At 39.2% G+C, this 18,723-nt stretch carries 15 protein-coding genes; 7 read left to right on the top strand and 8 right to left on the bottom strand.

Annotation, left to right across the window (positions count from 1 at the left end; translation table 11 throughout):
- The first annotated feature begins 210 nt into the window (after positions 1 to 210).
- Positions 211 to 2,505 (top strand): cation:proton antiporter domain-containing protein, encoded by a 2,295-nt coding sequence (locus H6G18_RS01285; RefSeq protein WP_190405260.1) that lies wholly within the window; start codon positions 211 to 213, stop codon positions 2,503 to 2,505.
- Positions 2,506 to 2,638: 133 nt separating this feature from the next.
- Here the strand turns inward: H6G18_RS01285 and H6G18_RS01280 are convergent, their stop codons facing one another.
- Positions 2,639 to 2,857: an Hfq-related RNA-binding protein gene (locus H6G18_RS01280; RefSeq protein ID WP_190405259.1), complete on the bottom strand. Its 219-nt coding sequence runs from the start codon at positions 2,855 to 2,857 to the stop codon at positions 2,639 to 2,641.
- A 117-nt stretch (positions 2,858 to 2,974) separates the two neighbouring features.
- On the opposite strand from H6G18_RS01280, the gene dapF reads away from it, so the two are divergent.
- Positions 2,975 to 3,814 (top strand): diaminopimelate epimerase, encoded by an 840-nt coding sequence (dapF, locus tag H6G18_RS01275; RefSeq protein ID WP_190405258.1) that lies wholly within the window; start codon positions 2,975 to 2,977, stop codon positions 3,812 to 3,814.
- Here the strand turns inward: dapF and H6G18_RS01270 are convergent.
- The 3 genes from H6G18_RS01270 to H6G18_RS01260 all read right to left on the bottom strand — a co-directional run bounded on the left by H6G18_RS01270 (position 3,798) and on the right by H6G18_RS01260 (position 6,771).
- Positions 3,798 to 4,469: a DNA-3-methyladenine glycosylase family protein gene (locus tag H6G18_RS01270; protein ID WP_190405257.1), complete on the bottom strand. Its 672-nt coding sequence runs from the start codon at positions 4,467 to 4,469 to the stop codon at positions 3,798 to 3,800. The two genes, dapF and H6G18_RS01270, sit on opposite strands and share 17 nt — an antisense overlap.
- Positions 4,470 to 4,586: 117 nt before the next feature.
- Complete coding sequence (locus H6G18_RS01265; RefSeq protein WP_190405256.1) at positions 4,587 to 5,609, bottom strand: L-histidine N(alpha)-methyltransferase; 1,023 nt, start codon at positions 5,607 to 5,609, stop codon at positions 4,587 to 4,589.
- Between the two features lie 160 nt (positions 5,610 to 5,769).
- Entirely contained in the window at positions 5,770 to 6,771 is a 1,002-nt protein-coding gene (locus tag H6G18_RS01260; RefSeq protein WP_190405255.1) for a cyanophycin synthetase, read from the bottom strand.
- Positions 6,772 to 7,279: 508 nt separating this feature from the next.
- Here H6G18_RS01260 and H6G18_RS01255 point away from each other — a divergent pair.
- The 3 genes from H6G18_RS01255 to purB all read left to right on the top strand — a co-directional run bounded on the left by H6G18_RS01255 (position 7,280) and on the right by purB (position 10,251).
- A complete protein-coding gene (locus H6G18_RS01255) occupies positions 7,280 to 7,516 on the top strand; it encodes a hypothetical protein (protein WP_190405254.1) in 237 nt (78 codons plus the stop codon).
- Positions 7,517 to 7,830: 314 nt separating this feature from the next.
- A complete protein-coding gene (locus H6G18_RS01250) occupies positions 7,831 to 8,739 on the top strand; it encodes a YihY/virulence factor BrkB family protein (RefSeq protein WP_190405253.1) in 909 nt (302 codons plus the stop codon).
- A 216-nt stretch (positions 8,740 to 8,955) separates the two neighbouring features.
- Complete coding sequence (gene purB / locus H6G18_RS01245) at positions 8,956 to 10,251, top strand: adenylosuccinate lyase (protein ID WP_190405291.1); 1,296 nt, start codon at positions 8,956 to 8,958, stop codon at positions 10,249 to 10,251.
- 893 nt (positions 10,252 to 11,144) lie between these two features.
- Here purB and H6G18_RS01240 read toward each other — a convergent pair.
- Positions 11,145 to 11,372: a hypothetical protein gene (locus H6G18_RS01240; RefSeq protein ID WP_190405252.1), complete on the bottom strand. Its 228-nt coding sequence runs from the start codon at positions 11,370 to 11,372 to the stop codon at positions 11,145 to 11,147.
- 51 nt (positions 11,373 to 11,423) lie between these two features.
- Positions 11,424 to 11,672: a hypothetical protein gene (locus H6G18_RS01235; protein WP_190405251.1), complete on the bottom strand. Its 249-nt coding sequence runs from the start codon at positions 11,670 to 11,672 to the stop codon at positions 11,424 to 11,426.
- A 474-nt stretch (positions 11,673 to 12,146) separates the two neighbouring features.
- Here H6G18_RS01235 and H6G18_RS01230 point away from each other — a divergent pair, with 474 nt between their 5' ends.
- Complete coding sequence (locus H6G18_RS01230) at positions 12,147 to 14,498, top strand: tetratricopeptide repeat protein (protein ID WP_190405250.1); 2,352 nt, start codon at positions 12,147 to 12,149, stop codon at positions 14,496 to 14,498.
- A 353-nt stretch (positions 14,499 to 14,851) separates the two neighbouring features.
- Here the strand turns inward: H6G18_RS01230 and H6G18_RS01225 are convergent, their stop codons facing one another.
- Positions 14,852 to 15,997 (bottom strand): alanine--glyoxylate aminotransferase family protein, encoded by a 1,146-nt coding sequence (locus H6G18_RS01225; protein WP_190405249.1) that lies wholly within the window; start codon positions 15,995 to 15,997, stop codon positions 14,852 to 14,854.
- A gap of 162 nt (positions 15,998 to 16,159) precedes the next feature.
- On the opposite strand from H6G18_RS01225, the gene H6G18_RS01220 reads away from it, so the two are divergent.
- Entirely contained in the window at positions 16,160 to 16,558 is a 399-nt protein-coding gene (locus H6G18_RS01220) for a DUF1499 domain-containing protein (protein WP_190405248.1), read from the top strand.
- A 134-nt stretch (positions 16,559 to 16,692) separates the two neighbouring features.
- Here H6G18_RS01220 and H6G18_RS01215 read toward each other — a convergent pair whose 3' ends face one another.
- Positions 16,693 to 17,778 (bottom strand): glycosyltransferase family 4 protein, encoded by a 1,086-nt coding sequence (locus H6G18_RS01215; protein ID WP_190405247.1) that lies wholly within the window; start codon positions 17,776 to 17,778, stop codon positions 16,693 to 16,695.
- Positions 17,779 to 18,723 lie beyond the last annotated feature (945 nt).

The following is an 18,723-nucleotide window of genomic DNA, read 5'->3' as shown; positions in this document are numbered from 1 at the left end:
AGCTTTTTTTAGTTTACCCAGAAATCAGTGTGTTCATCATGCAGAGGGTAGCCAAGTATTCAGTATAAAATTTGTCCTAAGATATTGGCTTGATGGAAGCGATCGCCTAATCAATACCTGGAATTTTGAATTTTGAAGTCTCCCTTCCCGCAGATAGTTAAAAATTTGTATTCTAAAGTTAATAGGTCTTAATAGTTCTTAGAAAAACTGGTGCAAGAAGATTTTAGATTAATTGTTGATTTAGTGTCAGTTCTTGCCGTTGCTGCTTGTGGCGGATTGTTTGCGGCGTTGCTCAAACAACCCGTGCTGCTGGGCTATCTCATCGGCGGGATGGTGGTGGGGCCGGCTGGGCTGGGGCTAATTAAAGAGGTGATTCAAGTAGAGACTCTGGCACAGTTTGGCGTTGCTTTCTTGTTATTTGCCTTGGGTGTAGAATTTTCCTTTGCTGAGTTGAAGAAGGTAAAGGCGATCGCCCTCGGTGGTGGTGGGCTGCAAATTGCCCTGACAATCTTAATTACGGTGCTGGTTTGTGGGTTAACGGGAGCTTGGGGGACATTACCCGCTAAGGGCGTGTTTCTGGGGTCAATTCTTTCCCTATCTTCCACAGCCGTCGTCCTCAAGTGTTTGATGGAGCGCAACGAAACGGAAACGCCCCACGGTCAAGTTATGCTGGGGATTCTGGTTGTGCAGGATTTGGCGCTGGGATTAATGCTGGCGGTGTTACCAGCTTTGCATGAACCAGGGGAAGTCATTGGTGTGGCTGTCCTCACAGCTTTGGTCAGGATTGGTTTATTTGCGGCTGGGGCTGTGGTGGCTGGGATTTGGGTCATCCCGCCTTTGCTACGACTTTTAGCCCGCACGGAAAGCCGAGAACTATTTTTGTTAGGTGTGGTGGCGTTGTGTTTGGGTATTGCTCTACTGACGGAATATATGGGACTCTCCATTGAGATGGGGGCTTTCGTCGCTGGGTTGATGATTTCTGAGGTGGAATATGCTGACCAAACCTTGACCTATGTAGAACCACTACGAGATATTTTTGCTAGTTTATTCTTCGCCGCCATTGGGATGTTAATTGACCCGGTGTTTTTATGGCAGAATCTAGAATTAATTTTAGGGTTGGTGGCTTTAGTTTTCGTTGGCAAGTTCTTAATTATCACTCCCTTAGTCAAACTATTCCGCTACCCGTTGAAAACAGCCTTAATTGCTGGATTGGGATTGGCACAGATTGGGGAGTTTTCCTTTGTGTTAGCCAGTGAAGGACAAGCTTTAGGGTTGGTGTCCCGACGCATATATTTACTGATTTTGGGAACTACAGCCGTTACACTCATGCTCACCCCATTTGTGTTGCGGTTAGTACCATTTTTATTTAACTTTGCCGAATCTATCCCTTGGCTCAAACCCTACCTAGACGGGGAAGGTCAGGCGTTAGATGTATCAGAAGATTTACCATTTCAGGATCATATAGTAGTCTGCGGTTATGGGCGAGTGGGTAAGAATTTGGTGAAGCTGTTGCAGCAACACAATTTGCCCATAGTGGTTATTGATCAATCAGAAAGCCGGATTCAACAGGTGCGAGAAGCGGGAATACCTTATGTATATGGTAATTGCGTCAGTTTTCACGTCCTGGAAACAGCAGGGGTGAATTATGCCAAAGGGATGGCGATCGCTCTCCCTGACCCTATGAGTACCCGTCTGTGTGTGAAACGGGCTTTGGAACTGTGTCCTGAACTCGATTTGGTGGTTCGTGCTACCCAAGACAAAAATATTGAATTGCTTTACCAACTAGGTGCTAGGGAAGTAGTCCAGCCGGAGTTTGAAGCGAGTATTGAAATGGCGACTCATTTATTAACTGATATCGGCTGGACATCAAGTGTATTACAACAGGAAATGCAGCAAATCCGCAGCGATCATTACTTAGATTTTCGCCCAGAACGGAATGCTGAGGAGGTTTCCCGCCATTTACAGCAAGTAACTCAAGATTTAAATCGCCGTTGGTATGACTTACCAGCCGATTCTCCCCTGATTGGTATGAGTTTAGAAGAATCAGATATGCGCTATTTAACAGGGGTGAGTTTGATGGCAATTCGCCGCACTAACGGTGATGAAATTGATTATCCCAATAATCAAACCAAACTAGAAGCAGGTGATCGCTTGTTGATTGTCGGCGCTAATGAAGAAGTAGCAGCCTTAGAAGAATTTGCCCAAGGTAAGGTGGCTGTCCCAGGAGAAAATAACGCTTGTCAATGGGTAACAGTGGATGCTAATTCCCCGATTGTGGGTAAAACTTTGGCTAATTTGGCATTGGAACCACAAACGGGAATCAAAGTCCAGGCGATACGGCGAGATGGTAAGTTTATGCGTTCTCCCGATGGCAGTATAGACTTACGGACTGGCGATCAAGTTCTATTATGTGGTAGTCTCCCAAGTTTGAATCAAATGCAGCCTTTGTTTGCTGTCGTCAGCGAAATACCTGCATCTATTCCCGTGATGAAAGAAGTCGTTTAAGTAAATGAACAGAGTATAGGGGTGTAGGGGATAGGGTGTCTGACAAGTGTAGGGCAATACAGTTCAGTTAAGCTTTTTTCTCTTCCCCTGCTTCCCCTGCCTCCCCTGCTCCCTGCTCCCTGCCCCCTGCCTCTTATCCTTTAGGCTGTAAATAGGCGATCGCTTGTTTCCAAATTGTAGTTTGGTGGCTATTTTCATCGGCAATGCACACACAGTTTGGGTCTTGCCATAAAACCCTACCTGTAATTGTGTCTCCTGTCACTAGTTTGAATTCTACTGCTGCTGCTTGTTTAATTAGGTTTTGTACTTGCCGAATGCTAGGTAATGAGGTGTCAAATTCAGTTATAGTCATTTTTGATAATGATGAAATAATTGATGGATTAGGTAATAGGTAATGGGTAATGGGTAATAGAGGAAAATTTCTTCTCAATCACCAATACCTAATCATTGATAATTCATCATGGGAAAAATGGCAATCGAATTTACTAAGTATCACGGTCTAGGCAACGATTTTATTCTCATTGATAATCGCTCTGCTAAAACGCCTGCAATCACTCCAGAGCAAGCTGTGCAGTGGTGCGATCGCCACTTTGGTATCGGGGCTGATGGTGTAATTTTTGCTTTACCTGGAGAAAACGGTACTGATTACACGATGCGGATTTTTAATTCTGATGGTTCAGAACCGGAAATGTGTGGTAACGGTATTCGCTGTCTAGCTGCGTTCCTGGCTGACTTGGAAGGGATGTCTCGCAGCAAAGATACCTATCGCATTCATACCTTGGCTGGTGTGATTACGCCCCAACTCACCCCCGATGGACAAATCAAGGTGGATATGGGTTTACCTCGGTTACTGGCTGGGGAAATTCCTACAAATCTGGCTGCTGTTGATGCTAAAGTAGTGAACCAACCTCTAGATGTAGAGGGGCAAACTTGGGATGTTACCTGTGTGAGCATGGGGAATCCCCACTGTATTACTTTTGTGGAAGATGTAGCAGCGATTCCTTTAGCAAGCATCGGCCCTAAATTTGAACATCACCCAGCGTTTCCCCAACGGACGAACACCGAATTTATTCAAGTTGTGAGTCGTGATTATTTAAAAATGCGTGTCTGGGAAAGAGGCGCGGGGATTACTCTAGCTTGCGGTACTGGTGCTTGTGCTGCGTTGGTGGCTGCTGTGTTGACTGGCAGAAGCGATCGCCTGGCTACTGTAGAATTACCTGGTGGCTGCTTAGAAATTGAATGGTCAGAAACAGACCAACGAATTTACATGACTGGCCCGGCTGATCGGGTGTTCACTGGTAAACTGTAACGGCTTTACCATGATTATTTAAATAGTAGTGCCAGAGTATTCTGGCTGCTACTGCTCTCCACGGTCGCCAATTTTGAGCGATCGCTTCTAATTGTACAGGTGTAGGACGTGTTGCCAAACCTTTAACCTGCTGTGCTGCAATTAACAGCCCTAAATCGCCTTTAGGAAAGGCATCACGGTGTTGTAGCGCCATGAGTAGATAAATATCAACCGTCCAGTCACCAATGCCTTTAATTCGCTTTAACTGAGTTCTAATGGCATTTTCATCCATTGTTGGCAATTTGGTTAAATCAAGTTGATTACTGACAATAGCATTTGCCAATCCTCGACAATATAAACTTTTTTGCCGACTAAAACCAATTAATCTGAATTGCTCATCATCGAATTGCAAAAAATTTTCTGGTGTTAGGGGTTTAACAATTTCCAATAAACGATTAAAAACAGCCTTTGCAGCAGCCAAGGAAACTTGTTGTTCCAGAATTATCTGCACTAGTGTAGGAAACCCCGCTTCCCTTTTCCATAAGGGAGGAGTTCCCAGGGTCTCTAAAACCCGCGCCAAATCACTATCAAGATTTGCCAGCACTATCAAAGCATGGTTAAAACTTACTGGTGTGAGCAATTCTAATTCAGATATTTGTATAAATCTAGGATTCATATTTGCTGTTTGAAAGTTAGTAGGGTGCGTCAGTATGAATAATTTCTTGGTACAGTTAGGTTTTATTGCACTGACGCACCCTACATTTTAGATACTTTTTTATCTGGAAATCCCTAATTACGAATTATTTTCAATCTCACAAATCATCATGAGATGAGATGAATACTTGTTAGTACTATAGTGGACAAGTTTTAATCCAGCTTCTTCAATTTCTTGTATGAGTGCGGTTATTTCAAACTTATGATGTCTCCAAATAGTAATTTCTTCACCTGCCGATATTTCGATATTTTTATCTATTCCTAAATAACTGAAATTTATTGTGTAATTCTGCCGAAATTTCATATTAGCAACTATACTATCTGTTGCTAGATCATATTTTCTTACAAGTTCACAGTCTTCTCTTCTAATCCCAATATTATTTGTAATCCATCTATATACTTGGTCTGCATGATGCTTACAACCACCCCTAGCTATCCCATCCCATTGAGAACTAGAACCAATCTCATTAGTGAAGACAAGTAAATCATTTTCATTCATGCTGTCTCGAAAGTTTTTGAATACCTGAGTTCTATTTTGATGATTGGCGATCGTTACACCTAAATGTAAGAATATATTAGCTATTTTTTTATGTTGATTTTCTAAAATATTTTTTGGCACACAAGTATTTTCTATATCAATTCTGTAATTGGCACAATCAATTAAGGGAAACCATTTTTTTATATTTTTGCTAGATACCTTAAGCAAATCTTCACTAATATCTAAAGCAATATATTTGTTAATTTTATTTATTTTATTCAGTCTATCAATATATGATTTTACCGGATAGGAGTTACCTGCACCTACATCTATAATATTAATTTTTTCACATTTCTGATAGTTACCATTAATATATTCAAAATTTGCTTCTAACAAGTCAATCTCTATATTTGATTTCCGATACCATGTGGGAATAATATATTTTAGATAAAAATTATCCCAAATTTTTGCCCCTCTACCTTTATAAGAATACTTAAGAGGTATTTCTCGTTGAACTTCTAAGGTCTGAACTATTTCTAGAATTTCTGCTTGAGAAAAAACAGAGTAGAAATCAGCACTTGGCTTGGATATGTGAATGATAGGAGTGTGGCTTAAAAATTTCATATTTGAATTAATACATTGATAATTAAAATTTTATTTTTCTCATCATAGTTTTTAGTGAGATTTACTTTATATTCTGTCCAATGTATTTTCTATTCCCTACTACTACAGAGCTTTTTATCTGGATGAAGTACATCATTTTATCTTCTAAATATAAGTCTCTTTAATTTTCGTTGTTATACCCTATTTCTAATGCTTTTAAAACTTTAAGATATAAATATTCTACTCTCTTAGTTTGAACATCTCCAATTGAGGCATAGTGAGTCAAGCCAGGAGAACCATTAACTTCGATGATGACATAATCTACCATTGGCCTGGTGATATCTTGAGTAATAATATCTAACCCCATTAATCTCAGACCCATATCTTTTGTGACATTTAAAGCTAATTTTTGAAAGTCAGGATGGATACTATCTGTAACATCTACTGCCTCACCACCACTCGATAAATTAGCATTATCTAAAAGATAAATTATTTTCCCGTTGGGAATAATACTGTTAAAATTCAGATTTTGTTTCTGTAATTTGCGTTTTATCCGAAAGTCGTCAACATCTATAAGTTTTTTTCTCACACTTCTAATGAAGCTTTCTTGTTTATTTTGGACTAACTCAGCAACGCTCGATTTCCCATCTCCTATTACAGATAGGGGTAGCCTTTGATATGCTGCTATTATTTCATCATCTATAACAACAATTCTGTAGTCTCTACCAACGTAGAATCTTTCAATAATTAGTCCGGCATTAATTCGGAATATCTTTTTAGCTACCTGATAATATTCTGTTTTATTATGAATTTTTGTAACTAGTTTTCCTTGGCTGAGATTGATGGGTTTAATAATTACAGGAAAGCCCAAATTTTTAGCATACTCAAATCCAGCATCAATATTTTTCCCATTACCTATTCTTGCACACACTTTATGATTAAAAAATGTTTGCCCTTCAGTGACTTTATAGCCAAAATGTTTCAGAAAAAATTTAGAATAACCTTTATCTTTTGCTATCTCTGCCGAACCAAAACCATTAATATTTAATTTGTTAGTACTAAAAAGGGATTTTTTGCCATTTTTAAATGTAATATGTCCTACTAATTCATATTCTGGATCTATGACGACAACTGCACCTATTTGGGGCGCTATCTTCTGAATTATTGATGTTACTAATGACATTTGATGATTTAAAAGTATAATTTAATGCAGAAATTTTAACTAACCTCTAAACATTGGTCAAGATTTATGTAAATCCTAAGAAATTACTTGAGAAATTTTAGCTAGATTTTAGTAATATTAAACACTCAATAATTACACAAGCGCTGAAAATTTACAAAAATTTTGACCTTATCGTAAGATTTAATACAACACATATTTTTCTAATACCAGTACTAGGTTTGTTCGATAAATTTTATACAAAAGATTTTAGTAACCCTCAGTTAAATAAACTGAATTTTAAGTTTTACTTTTCTTTTCACTGACGACAAGGCATAGTTTATTGGAGATTGTAAATTCAGTGCTATTTGTAATTTATAACTTAAGTTCAGTCTAAAATGTATCACTCAGTGTTGACAATTTTTTAATAATGGAATAACAAGGTGGCAGATCATAAAAAAAAGGGGCTAGTAAATTTCTGCTCAGATATTTACTAACACCCTTACTGAAACTTAATACGGTTAAGATAATCATGCCACAAAACACCGAATACACAGCAACAAAGTCCGAAACTCAGCCAATCGCCTATAAACAACGTCTAAATTCTTGGGCTATTGCGCGTTTACTTCCCGATACACAACGTGAGATTGTGGCTCGCTTTCGTAGTCGTTCTGATGCTGATGGTTATGTACAGCATCTACGTCAAGTAATACCGAATGCTTCCTTTATGGTTGTGTTTGACTGTCAGCGTGAAGAAGCAGCGATTTAAAGTTTGAGTGTGGTTATGGCTAAGGGTATAGGGGTATCAGGGTGTAGGAGAACGCAGTTAATTTAATATATGATTTAGGTGTTTTGATTTTCATCCCCTAACCCCTAAGCTACATACTTACATTTGAAAGAAAGTTGTAAATGGCATAAATTATGTAATTTCAGTGCGATCGCACTAAGTTTTAAATCTAGATCAGAAAATTATTCCTCAAGGTAACTGCATAAGTACCCAGGGAAAGATGCCAATACTGGACAAATCAGTATCAAATATATCAGGTGATAAAGCGGCATCTTCCTAAAAGGGAGAATGAGGAAATGAATTTAAAAGCGATTTGGCAACTTTTTCAAGAGGCGTTTCAAGAATGGAGTGATGATAAAGCCTCACGTTTAGCGGCTGCGTTAGCTTACTACACGGTATTTTCTATTGCACCGTTGTTAATTATTGTAATTGCGATCGCCGGTGCAATTTTCGGTCAAGACGCGGCTAGGGGTGAAATTGTTCAACAAATTCAAGGTTTAGTCGGTAGAGAAGGGGCAGAATTTATTGAAACTGCCATCCAAAATGTAGATAGACCACAAACAGGTACTATAGCATCCCTGATTAGTATCGCCCTTTTACTACTGGGTGCAACTGGTATTTTTATCGAGTTACAAGATTCCCTCAACACGATTTGGGAAGTACAACCAAAACCCGGACGCGGTGTTAAAACTATTTTTCGCCAGCGTTTTTTATCTTTTGGGATGGTGTTAGGTATTGGCTTTCTGCTCTTAGTTTCTTTAGTAGTTAGTACAGTATTATCAACGGTAGTAAATTATTTTGGTGGCTTATTACCGGGTGTAGATTTTCTCTGGCAAATTCTTAACTTTATTATTTCTTTTGTCGTTACTACGTTGCTGTTTGGATTAATTTTTAAAGTCTTACCCGATGTGAGGATTACTTGGAGTGATGTTTTAGTTGGAGCGATTATTACTTCAATTTTATTTTCTATTGGTAGGTTTTTATTAGGACAGTATTTAGGTAATGCTGGTTTTGGTTCAGCTTACGGCGCTGCTGGTTCAGTGGTGTTGATTTTGGCTTGGGTTTATTATACTGCCCAAATTCTATTTTTTGGTGCTGAATTTACTCAAGTTTATGCTAGGAAATATGGCAGACGCATTGTTCCAGATCGTCACGCCATGCCTTTGAATAATAAAAATTCTGCCAATGAGAATCGGAGAAGCTAAGGACTAGAAACTAGATAATTACAAATTATGAACTGGTTGCTATATTTCAGCGTTTCTTGAATCCACCATTGTTACTGTTAGTAACAAATGGGAAAACGACTAAAAGGCGAAACCTCCACCCACCCCAAACACCGGACTTGAGTATCTGACTGAACTATCATGACCATTGCCTGCCAATGCGGGTTAAAATATGACAGTTGTATTCTGCCGCGAACGTTGATAGAGCGTTATACTCTGCCCGAAATGGGCAACCTGTGGACTGAATTTTATAAACTAAAAACCTGGCTTCAGGTGGAAATTGCAGTTTGTGAAGCCCAAGCGGAATTGGGTTATATTCCATCTGCTGCTGTTGAGGAAATCAAAGCTAAAGCTAATTTTGATCCGCAACGGGTACTGGAAATAGAGGCGGAAGTCCGTCACGATGTCATTGCTTTTTTGACTAATGTCAATGAGTACGTAGGTGATGCTGGACGTTACATTCACTTGGGATTAACTAGTTCAGATGTACTAGATACAGCTCTAGCTTTACAATTGGTTGCTAGTTTGGATGTTTTGGCGCAACGCCTAGAAGATTTGATTGAGGTGATTCGCCAAAAAGCACGGGAACACCGTTATACAGTCATGGCTGGGCGATCGCATGGGATTCATGCCGAACCGATCACCTTTGGATTTAAACTGGCTGGTTGGTTGGCTGAAGTGTTACGTCACCAACAACGGCTGACGATTCTCCGCGAAACGATCGCGGTGGGTAAGATTTCTGGCGCAGTAGGAACCTACGCCAACATCGAACCCCGCGTAGAAGCGATCGCCTGTCAAAAACTCGGACTCAAGCCTGATACAGCCTCTACACAAGTCATTTCCCGCGATATCCATGCTGACTTTGTGCAGCAATTAGCCCTAATCGCCGCCTCTATTGAACGCTTTGCTGTAGAAATCCGCAATCTACAAAAAACAGACGTTCTGGAAGTCGAGGAATTTTTCTCGAAAGGGCAAAAAGGTTCTAGTGCAATGCCACACAAACGTAACCCCATCCGTTCAGAACGACTGACGGGGATGGCGCGGTTAATTAGAAGTCATGCCGGCGCAGCTTTAGAAGATGTGGCACTATGGCACGAACGAGATATTTCCCATAGTTCTGTAGAACGGGTAATTCTGCCAGATGCTTGTATTTTGACCCACTTCATGCTAAAGGAAATCACCGATTTGGTGAAAAACCTGTTAGTCTACCCAGAAAACATGGCGCGGAACCTCAACTGCTATGGTGGCGTTGTGTTCAGCCAAAAAGTGCTGCTGGCATTAGTAGACAAAGGATTAAGCCGGGAAGAAGCCTATGCGATTGTGCAACAAAACGCCCATGCTGCTTGGAATAAGCCAGAAGGTAACTTCCACGACTTGATAATTCAAGATCCTCGTGTTACTCAAAACTTGTCACCAGCAGAAATTGCCCTGTGTTTTGACCCACAGCAACATCTCAAGCATTTGGATCAGGTTTACCAAAGGCTGGATATTTAAAACTGGGGATTGAGAGGATCTGAGGAAGAATTGCTATCTCCCTCATCCCCCTCATCGTAGACGACCAGTAAAGTTATTGCGATCGCTTAATCCGAATTCCGCAACAGCAATGCGATCGCTCTCTCTGGAATCATCCTATTTCTATAGCGAATCAGAGATTAGCTATGGCTGTTATATCTGCAATTGTTTAAGGGAACACCAAAAAATAAATTATCCGCAATTGATGGTTAGGTAGAGTGCGTCAGTATGAATAATTTCTGAGTATAGTTAGGTTCTATCGCACTGACGCACCCTACAGGTTGGATATTTTTTATCTTGAAGTTCCTGATATTTAGGCGTTGCATAAATTCGGTATGACTTGCGTAGACTGGGAGTAGAGAATAACAATTAAAAAATAAAAAATAATTCTTTTAAATTGCTACTGAATTTGTGACTTCTATTGAAACATAACAATTAATCATCTCCTAATATAAATACTTCTTGTGGATATTGACAAAATTAAAAAATATTGTTTTTCCTATTCAATTAGGAGAAAATATATATATCAAAAGACATAATTACCGTAATTATGTCTAAAAATTTGTTGTTTAATGCTTGCATTTGAAGAACGAATTGCTAAAAATAAAGAAGGGATTTAAAAATCTCATAGTCAATTTCGATCATTTGACCCTTCTACTTTAGTCCGCTCATGCGGGCTTTTTTATTGTTTGTATGGATAATGACTTACTAGCTTTTTTTGTAGGTGTGGGTTTGCTTATTGTGTACCTCGTTTTTTCTGCATTGACTGAAATGGGTACTAAATGGCCTGGGAAAAAATGAGTTAGCTGCAAGAAAATAATGTAGGAGTACAAAGATTTTTCATCCTTGAACTCTTACATCCTATGTTCTATTTACTAGCGCACAGATTCAAAAATGACCATAATTGTAATTAAACACAGGAGAATAACTCCCAGAGGGACAAACACAGTTTGTAAAACAGCAACCAATATCTCAATGATGTGTAAAGCACCTAAAGCTTTAGAGAGAACATAGGCGATCGCCACGCCAAACAGCATCAACAAGAAGTATTTCAACAATTTAGAAACTAAGCGAAATAGCAGGGTATCTTCATTTGTGGTCATAATTTTCCTCACAATTCAGGGGTAAATATCTTTTGACAAGGAATTAATTGTCTAACTCTGTGAAGAGATGGGAGACTCTTGCTGTGGTTGATTGTTTTGTCTTTCATAGGTAACTAATAGTTGGAAGGCAATAAACAAACTCAACAACAACATTAAAAATGAGCCAAAACCAGAAGAATATCTATTTATTTCTCGCTCAGTACCACATTTGAGACAGACATATCTATTGGCATTGTTATTATCTTGAGCAAATGGGCAATAACTCTGATTGCAGTCATGATGACAATCTTTATTCAACATTATTGAACTCCTGTAGGGTGGAGAGGAACATAACTATTTGCACGCTCTACAGAATCTAGTTAGTTAATGCCTACCGCCTATATATTAGAACCTACTTAAATAAATATTGAGTAGGAATGACGACTTATTCAGCTATATATGTTATGTAGTAAGCCAAAGGTTTTAGCTTTACCACTAATACCAATTATCCAAAATTCAGTAGCAGATCCAAACTTAGAAGCCCTTGTGAAATCGGGCTTACTTAATTTTGAATTGGTATAACATCTCTCCTCAACCGTGTATCTCCTGGCAGTTAACTTAACTTCGCCTGTATTAATTACAAGAGTAATACAATCTTACGGAATTTGCAGTTGGATAAAGTAAGACATCTAATTTCCTACTCAGTAGGAAAAAGTAGTTTGTGGTAGTGCTGCCAAGGGAGAAATCGTGAAAATATGGTTATAATTAAGCACAAATGATACAGTCAGGCGATCGATGGGTGCAGAAGAAGCTCTAGAGCTTTTGGATAGCTTGGTTTTTCAGACAACAGGAGAACGTTTAGATACTACTCAAAGAATAATTTTACGTAATTTATGGGAGGATAGAAAACAGACTTATCAAAATATAGCTGACATTTGTGGTTATACGGAAGCGCATTTAAAAGCAGTTGGTGCAGAATTGTGGCAACTACTGACCAATGTCTTGGGCGAAAAAGTCTCTAAATCTAATTTTTACTCAGTAGTTCAGAGATGTTGGCGATTGCAGAGACTACAAAGGATGTCGCCTATTTTAAATCCAGTCCTCGATAATGGCAAGCCACAAGAACTGGATTATAACTTTGTGGGGCGCGATCGCGAAATAGCTGAACTCAATAGCTATATTGTTCGAGGCGCAAAAATTATCCTCATCCAAGGTGAAGGCGGTGTTGGCAAAACTACTTTAGCGCGTAGGTATTTTAAAACTCAAGGTTTTTATTTCCTAGAGTTGTGGATGGCTAAGGAAAGTCAACATATTGTTTCTGTAGAAAGTGTAGTTGAGGAATGGCTGAGGGTTGATTTTAACGAAGAACCAGGTAAAGAGTTCGGGATCAATTTAGATAGGCTACGGCGCAAGCTGCGGGACGAAACTCGTAAGATAGGAGTTCTGATTGATAATCTTGAATCAGCTTTAGATAGAAACGGTCAAATTATTGCTTCTCGTCGTCCTTATGTAGAACTGTTACGAGTATTAGCAGACCCTACCATCCAATCTATCACCCTGATTACTAGCCGTGAACGCCTGTATGAATCAGGGGTAGATGTGACTTTCTATCCTCTAGGAGGTTTAGATGAGTGTACTTGGCAACAATTTTTTACTAGTTGTCAAATTAAATCTGATTCAACAGCACTCGGTGAAATGTGCAAGGCTTTTGGTGGAAATGCTAAAGCCATGCAAATTATTAGTGGTGCAATCACTACAGATTTTGAAGGAGATGCTGATATTTATTGGCGAGAAAATAAGAATGATTTATTAATTGAACCAGAACTCAAGAATTTAGTTGCTAGTCAGTTTGACCGTTTAGAACAAATGGATAGTCAAGCATATCGATTGCTTTGCCGATTGGGATGCTATCGCTATCAAGATGTAACTCATGTGAGTCTTCAGGGATTGCAATGTTTACTTTGGGATGTCCCTGAAGAACAAGCTAGACGAGTAATTAAATACCTGACTGACCGCTTATTGATAGAATTTCGGAAGGGAAAATATTGGCTACATCCAGTAATTTGTACAGAGGCGATCGCTCGTTTGAAGCAAAGCTGTGAATGGCAAATATCTAATCAAAAAGCTGCCATTTTTTGGAATAATAGCGCTGTGCAAGTTGAAAATCCTCAGGATGCTTTAATGGCATTGGAGGCTTATCATCACTATATGGAAATTGGGGATTTTGAACAAGCAGCTAATGTAATTATTCGTGGTAGACCAAATAAATGGGATAACAGTATCTCTTTAGGAGTTTTGTTTAACAGGTTGGGTTTATTAGAAACACTGATTTCTGTAATTAATCCCCTAATTCAAAACTTAAACTCCGACTACCATTTGAACATACTTTATAACCTCTTAGGTAGAGCTTATCACCAAGTAGGTAATATTAAATCTGCCTTGGAATGCCACCACAAGTCTAAAGAAATTGCGGAAAAGTCTGACTTTCTACAAGAAAGAATATCTAGTAGCTTTAATTTAGGTCTTTGTTACACAGACTTGTGGGAAACTGACAGAGCAAGTCAGATTTTTTACTACGTGAAGAATTTAGCAACAACAGACAGAAATTATTATCAATATGTTGTTTATTCTCTGTGTTGTTTAGCCTATTTAGATTCTTCTATTGGGCAGAATCAAAATGTAACCTATATGCTACGAGAAGCGGAGGCAGGACTATCAAATCACAGATTAACTTCGTGGGGCATGGGAACTAGTTTACTATTTCTCAGCTTGACTTATAAGAATTTAAGTTTGATAGAAACTGCTTTGGAAATGTGTCACCAGGCTATTAACCATTGTCGGCAAAATCAGTTTAGTTTTTTAGAAGCGAGGGCTACATCTTGTTTAGCATCGTTATATCGAGAAAGGGGGGAGTTTACAATGGCGGTAGATAAACATTTAGAAGCGATCGCTAATATGAATACGGTGTCTGATAAATGCAATTTAGCCAAAGCATACTATCAGTTAGGAATAACTTATCAAAGAATGGGTGAAATTAATCAAAGTAGAGAGACATTTAGTCAGGCGATCGCTATTTTCAATGATATGCCTGCACCCAAGCAAGTAGAAAAAGTACAAACAGCAATGGCAAGTCTGGAAAACAGTTAAATTTCATCACTAACAAAGCTTAATAGACTGACATTATAAACTCAATGGATAAGGAACTAACAAATGTCTAACCCAGATAAAAACCACATCAAAATTGATCCAGGAACCCTGGTTCTCATTGCTTCAGCCTTAATACTCTTACCTCTGCTATTTGCTGGCTTCTGGCAATAATTTCGGATCTATATCATCAGCCAAATAACTTACGCACCAAGCGGAGATGATCACAAACTTTTCCCGCCAAAATTACTTAATTCTTAATATCAGTTGGAAAAAAGGCGACAGATAGATTGGGTAGGGGGCTGAGGAGCAGGAATTCTTTAATTAGGAATTGATTAGTCCCCAGCGCCCAATTCCTAACTTAAAACTTGCTGTAGGGCTTGTATCAATTGGTCTACACTTTCTTTACGACTATTGAAACCCATTAGTCCTACGCGCCAGACTTGACCGGCTAATTCACCCAAACCACCGCCAATTTCAATGTTATGTTCATTGAGTAACTGACGGGCGACTGCTTTACCATCAACTCCGGCGGGAATGCAAACTGTAGTTAAGGTTGGTAGTCTGTACTCTCGTTCTACGTGCAGACTCAATCCAATATCTTCTAAGCTTTGCCACAAATACTCTACGTTCTTTTGATGACGTTGCCAGCAGTTTGCTAACCCTTCCTGGGCAATTAAACGCAACGCTTCCCGCAAAGCATAATACAAGTTGATAGGTGCTGTGTGGTGATATACTCTTTCATTACCCCAATACTTACCCAGCAAATTCATATCCAAGTACCAATTTGCTACTTTGGTGCGGCGTTGCTGCAACTTCTCAACTGCGCGGGGACTCATGGTAAAAGGTGAAGCACCAGGAGAACAACCTAAACCTTTTTGACTGCAACTGTAGGCTAAATCTACTCCCCAAGCATCCAGAAATATGGGGACACCGCCCAAACTGGTGACTGTATCTACTAATAGCAGAGTGCCAAATTCTCGACACAATTCACCGACACCTTCCAAAGGTTGACGTGCGCCTGTGGAAGTTTCCGCATGAACCAAAGCCAGAATCGCTGGACGATGGGTTTCTAAAGCGGTGCGGAGTTCTTCCAATGAGAATACTTGTCCCCAAGGTTTGGTAATGGTGCGAACGTCTGCGCCATACCTGCCTGCCATATCTACCAAGCGATTGCCAAAATAACCAGCTACACCAATCAAAACCACGTCATTTGGTTCTACAGCATTAGCGATGGTTGCTTCCATTGCGGCTGTACCCGTACCACTAACAGCAATGGTAAGGGGGTTTTCGGTTTGCCAAACATAGCGCAGTAAAGATTGAATTTCATCCATCAGCGCCAGGAAAGCGGGGTCAAGATGTCCCACTGGTGATATATTCATCGCTTGCAGGACGGCTGGATGGGCATTTGATGGCCCAGGCCCCAACAGCAGACGGGAGGGGACTTCTAGAGGTTCAAGTTGTAAGCGTTGATTGTCATTGATTGAGATTATCTGCGCCATAACGATCGCCTATATAATACTTACCGCATCATAAAGCGATCGCATCACCCATGTTTTACTCAGTCTAGAGAATTATTTTCCTCTGTCACCTAAAGATGTAGTCTAAAGTTAACCAACAGCATCGCTCAAAAATCTTACATATTTAAGTAATAGTACCCAATTATGATTTTTACAGGTAAACGCCCAAATAATCTAGGTGTGCGTGACGGCAAATTAGCACCCTGTCCTAACTCTCCTAATTGCGTTTCTAGCCAAAGTACCGATGCAGTCCACCAAATAGCACCCCTAAATTTCACCTCGACTCCAGAAGAAGCGATCGCCAATCTCAAAAATGTGATTCAATCCTTACCAAGGACTAAAATCATCACCGAAAATCCAGATTATTTGTATGCTGAATTTAAAAGCGCCTTAATGGGATTTATCGATGATGTAGAGTTTTATCTAGACCGAAATACCAACTTAATTCAAGTGCGTTCTGCATCCCGCTTAGGTCAAAGTGATTTAGGCGTTAACCGTAAAAGAATTGAAACAATTAGAGCCAAATTCAGCGAACTTAACTAACCATCCTCATTCATCTCAAACTCTCCGCGTACCTCCGCGCTTTCCTCAGCGTTCCTTTGCGTTTTTCTCCCTAATTAAAAATCATAGGTAACAGATACTCCCAGCATCCATTACCCATCATCCACAAAACTTACTTAGGCGCGAATTTTACTCAAATCATACGTACTACGATAATGCCCGTTATTAGCAAAACGCTGTTGCAGAAGTTGCCGATAAACTTCTTCGTAACCGTCAGTCATTGCTTGCAAGCTAAAACGATTCTCTACATACTCCCTACAAGCATAACGGTCTAAATCTGCAACTTTAGCGATCGCACTGACGCACTCTTCTACATTACTGCACAGAAAACCTGTTTTACCGTGATCAATTACTTCTACAGTTGATCCAAGTTTAATGGCAATAACTGGTGTACCTGATGCCATTGACTCAACCATTACCAAACCAAACGGTTCTCTCCAGGTGATGGGGAATAAGGTTGCTGCTGCACCTCCCATCAGTACATTCTTTTGTGTATGGTTGGCTTCACCTAAATACTCTATTTGCTTACCATCAATTAATGGTTTAACTTCTTGTTCAAAATATTCCACATCAACAACGTCTACTTTACCCGCTATTTTTAAGCGCCAACCAGCTTTTTTAGCAATTTCTATCGCTAGATGTGTACCTTTTTCTGGAGATATTCGACCTAAAAAGGCTAAATACGGAGACTCATCTGGTTGGGGATAAAATTGATAACTACTAACATCAATGCCGTTGTAAACTGTTTTCACATAATTCAGTCCTAATTCCAATTCCCGTTGTGCATCGGAAATACTTACAAAAGGCTGAACCTTGGCAAACTGAAACATCTTTTCGTTGTCAGGGGTAAAAATGCCGTGTAGGGTGTGAACAGTGGGTGTTTTCACTAGGTTTGTATAAGGTAGTGATGCACAGCCCATATGTGAGTGAATAATATCAAACTCGTCTGCACGTTCATATACTGTACCGAGTTGTAGCATTTCATAAATGCCAGTTTCTTTGATACTAGAATCAAGTCTTAGCGCACGGGGATGAACTGATACTAGCTTTGCTAAACTGACAGAATCTCCCGATGCAAACAGTGTGACTTCATGTCCACGTCGGACTAACTCATCTGTTAGTAACCCCACCACTAACTCTATACCGCCATAAGTTGACGGGGGTACTCTCTCCCATAATGGGGCTACTTGAGCAATTCGCATCACAAACCTCCTACAAACTAAGCTTTGAATTAGGTGTGTTTGTTTTTTGTTTCCAGAGTGCTTAACAAATAAATAAGTTTGCACTAGAAACTAGTTTTAACACCAATTTTTAAACTAACTACCTCATCATCTTATGCTTTATATTCTTGATTACTTGTCTATCCTAGTAGAGAAATCACTCTATTCCCAAGAGATAAATTTTATCTTATACTTTACGTAATGTTTACATCTAAATTGGCAATCAAAGATCATTTATTGCATTATCAGAGTTAATAAATCTATATTATTCATACTTAATTTGGAAAATATGTGTAGGATCGCATTGCCCACCTTGTAGTGATTTTGGTGAGCATTCCTAGAGATACTAAGATTTCCTCAATAATCAAATCTGATATATATATAATTAGAGGAATATTTTTGCAATTTTTATCACTAAAAGCTCCAGAAGTAAGCAATTTTATATTTTCTTTTGTCGGTTACACGGCTATTTATACATTTGCTCTGATTTGCTGCCTTGCGCTTGTGATTTGCCAGTTGTTTTTGTTCTGTCCTAATGCTTTCTTAGAGCTGATTCGTAAAGAAAATCTTAAGGAGATTCAAATCATTACTAGGTCTAAGTTTCAGCGAATAAGTGCTGTATTAACCCGAATTCCTGAAACCCTTACATGGTAAGTATTTTACTTTAGTTTACAAATTAGCTCTTAGTGAGCGATTATAAAACCTCTTTGTCCCAAGGGAATACGCCACGCGAATGCTACTGACCACTGACAAAATTTCCATTCCCTTATGGGTGGAGATTTTTAATCATTTATTCTCTTCGTTATGAAAGTAAGCTATAGCAGTTATATATTTTTGTATTAGATAGTTCTTGTAGCCTACTAGGTTAAATTTTGGCTATGATATTGACGTTTAATATCTAGTCGCATATATTTTAAACTTGGCAAC

The sequence above is a fragment of the Anabaena subtropica FACHB-260 genome (assembly GCF_014697105.1).
In the GTDB taxonomy this organism is placed as follows: domain Bacteria; phylum Cyanobacteriota; class Cyanobacteriia; order Cyanobacteriales; family Nostocaceae; genus Trichormus; species Trichormus subtropicus.
Note: the sequence above shows the minus strand (reverse complement) of the source record. Positions and strands in the feature narration are given on the sequence as shown.

Bases quoted from the DNA above. Each gene is read 5' to 3' on its own strand.
- H6G18_RS01260 (WP_190405255.1), bottom strand. From the start codon at position 6,771: ATGTCATTAGTAACATCAATAATTCAGAAGATAGCGCCCCAAATAGGT.
- H6G18_RS01215 (WP_190405247.1), bottom strand. From the start codon at position 17,778: ATGCGAATTGCTCAAGTAGCCCCATTATGGGAGAGAGTACCCCCGTCA.
- H6G18_RS01230 (WP_190405250.1), top strand. From the start codon at position 12,147: ATGGGTGCAGAAGAAGCTCTAGAGCTTTTGGATAGCTTGGTTTTTCAG.
- H6G18_RS01235 (WP_190405251.1), bottom strand. From the start codon at position 11,672: ATGTTGAATAAAGATTGTCATCATGACTGCAATCAGAGTTATTGCCCA.
- dapF (WP_190405258.1), top strand. From the start codon at position 2,975: ATGGCAATCGAATTTACTAAGTATCACGGTCTAGGCAACGATTTTATT.
- H6G18_RS01265 (WP_190405256.1), bottom strand. From the start codon at position 5,609: ATGAAATTTTTAAGCCACACTCCTATCATTCACATATCCAAGCCAAGT.
- H6G18_RS01225 (WP_190405249.1), bottom strand. From the start codon at position 15,997: ATGGCGCAGATAATCTCAATCAATGACAATCAACGCTTACAACTTGAA.
- H6G18_RS01240 (WP_190405252.1), bottom strand. From the start codon at position 11,372: ATGACCACAAATGAAGATACCCTGCTATTTCGCTTAGTTTCTAAATTG.
- H6G18_RS01220 (WP_190405248.1), top strand. From the start codon at position 16,160: ATGATTTTTACAGGTAAACGCCCAAATAATCTAGGTGTGCGTGACGGC.
- H6G18_RS01280 (WP_190405259.1), bottom strand. From the start codon at position 2,857: ATGACTATAACTGAATTTGACACCTCATTACCTAGCATTCGGCAAGTA.
- H6G18_RS01270 (WP_190405257.1), bottom strand. From the start codon at position 4,469: ATGAATCCTAGATTTATACAAATATCTGAATTAGAATTGCTCACACCA.
- H6G18_RS01250 (WP_190405253.1), top strand. From the start codon at position 7,831: ATGAATTTAAAAGCGATTTGGCAACTTTTTCAAGAGGCGTTTCAAGAA.
- H6G18_RS01255 (WP_190405254.1), top strand. From the start codon at position 7,280: ATGCCACAAAACACCGAATACACAGCAACAAAGTCCGAAACTCAGCCA.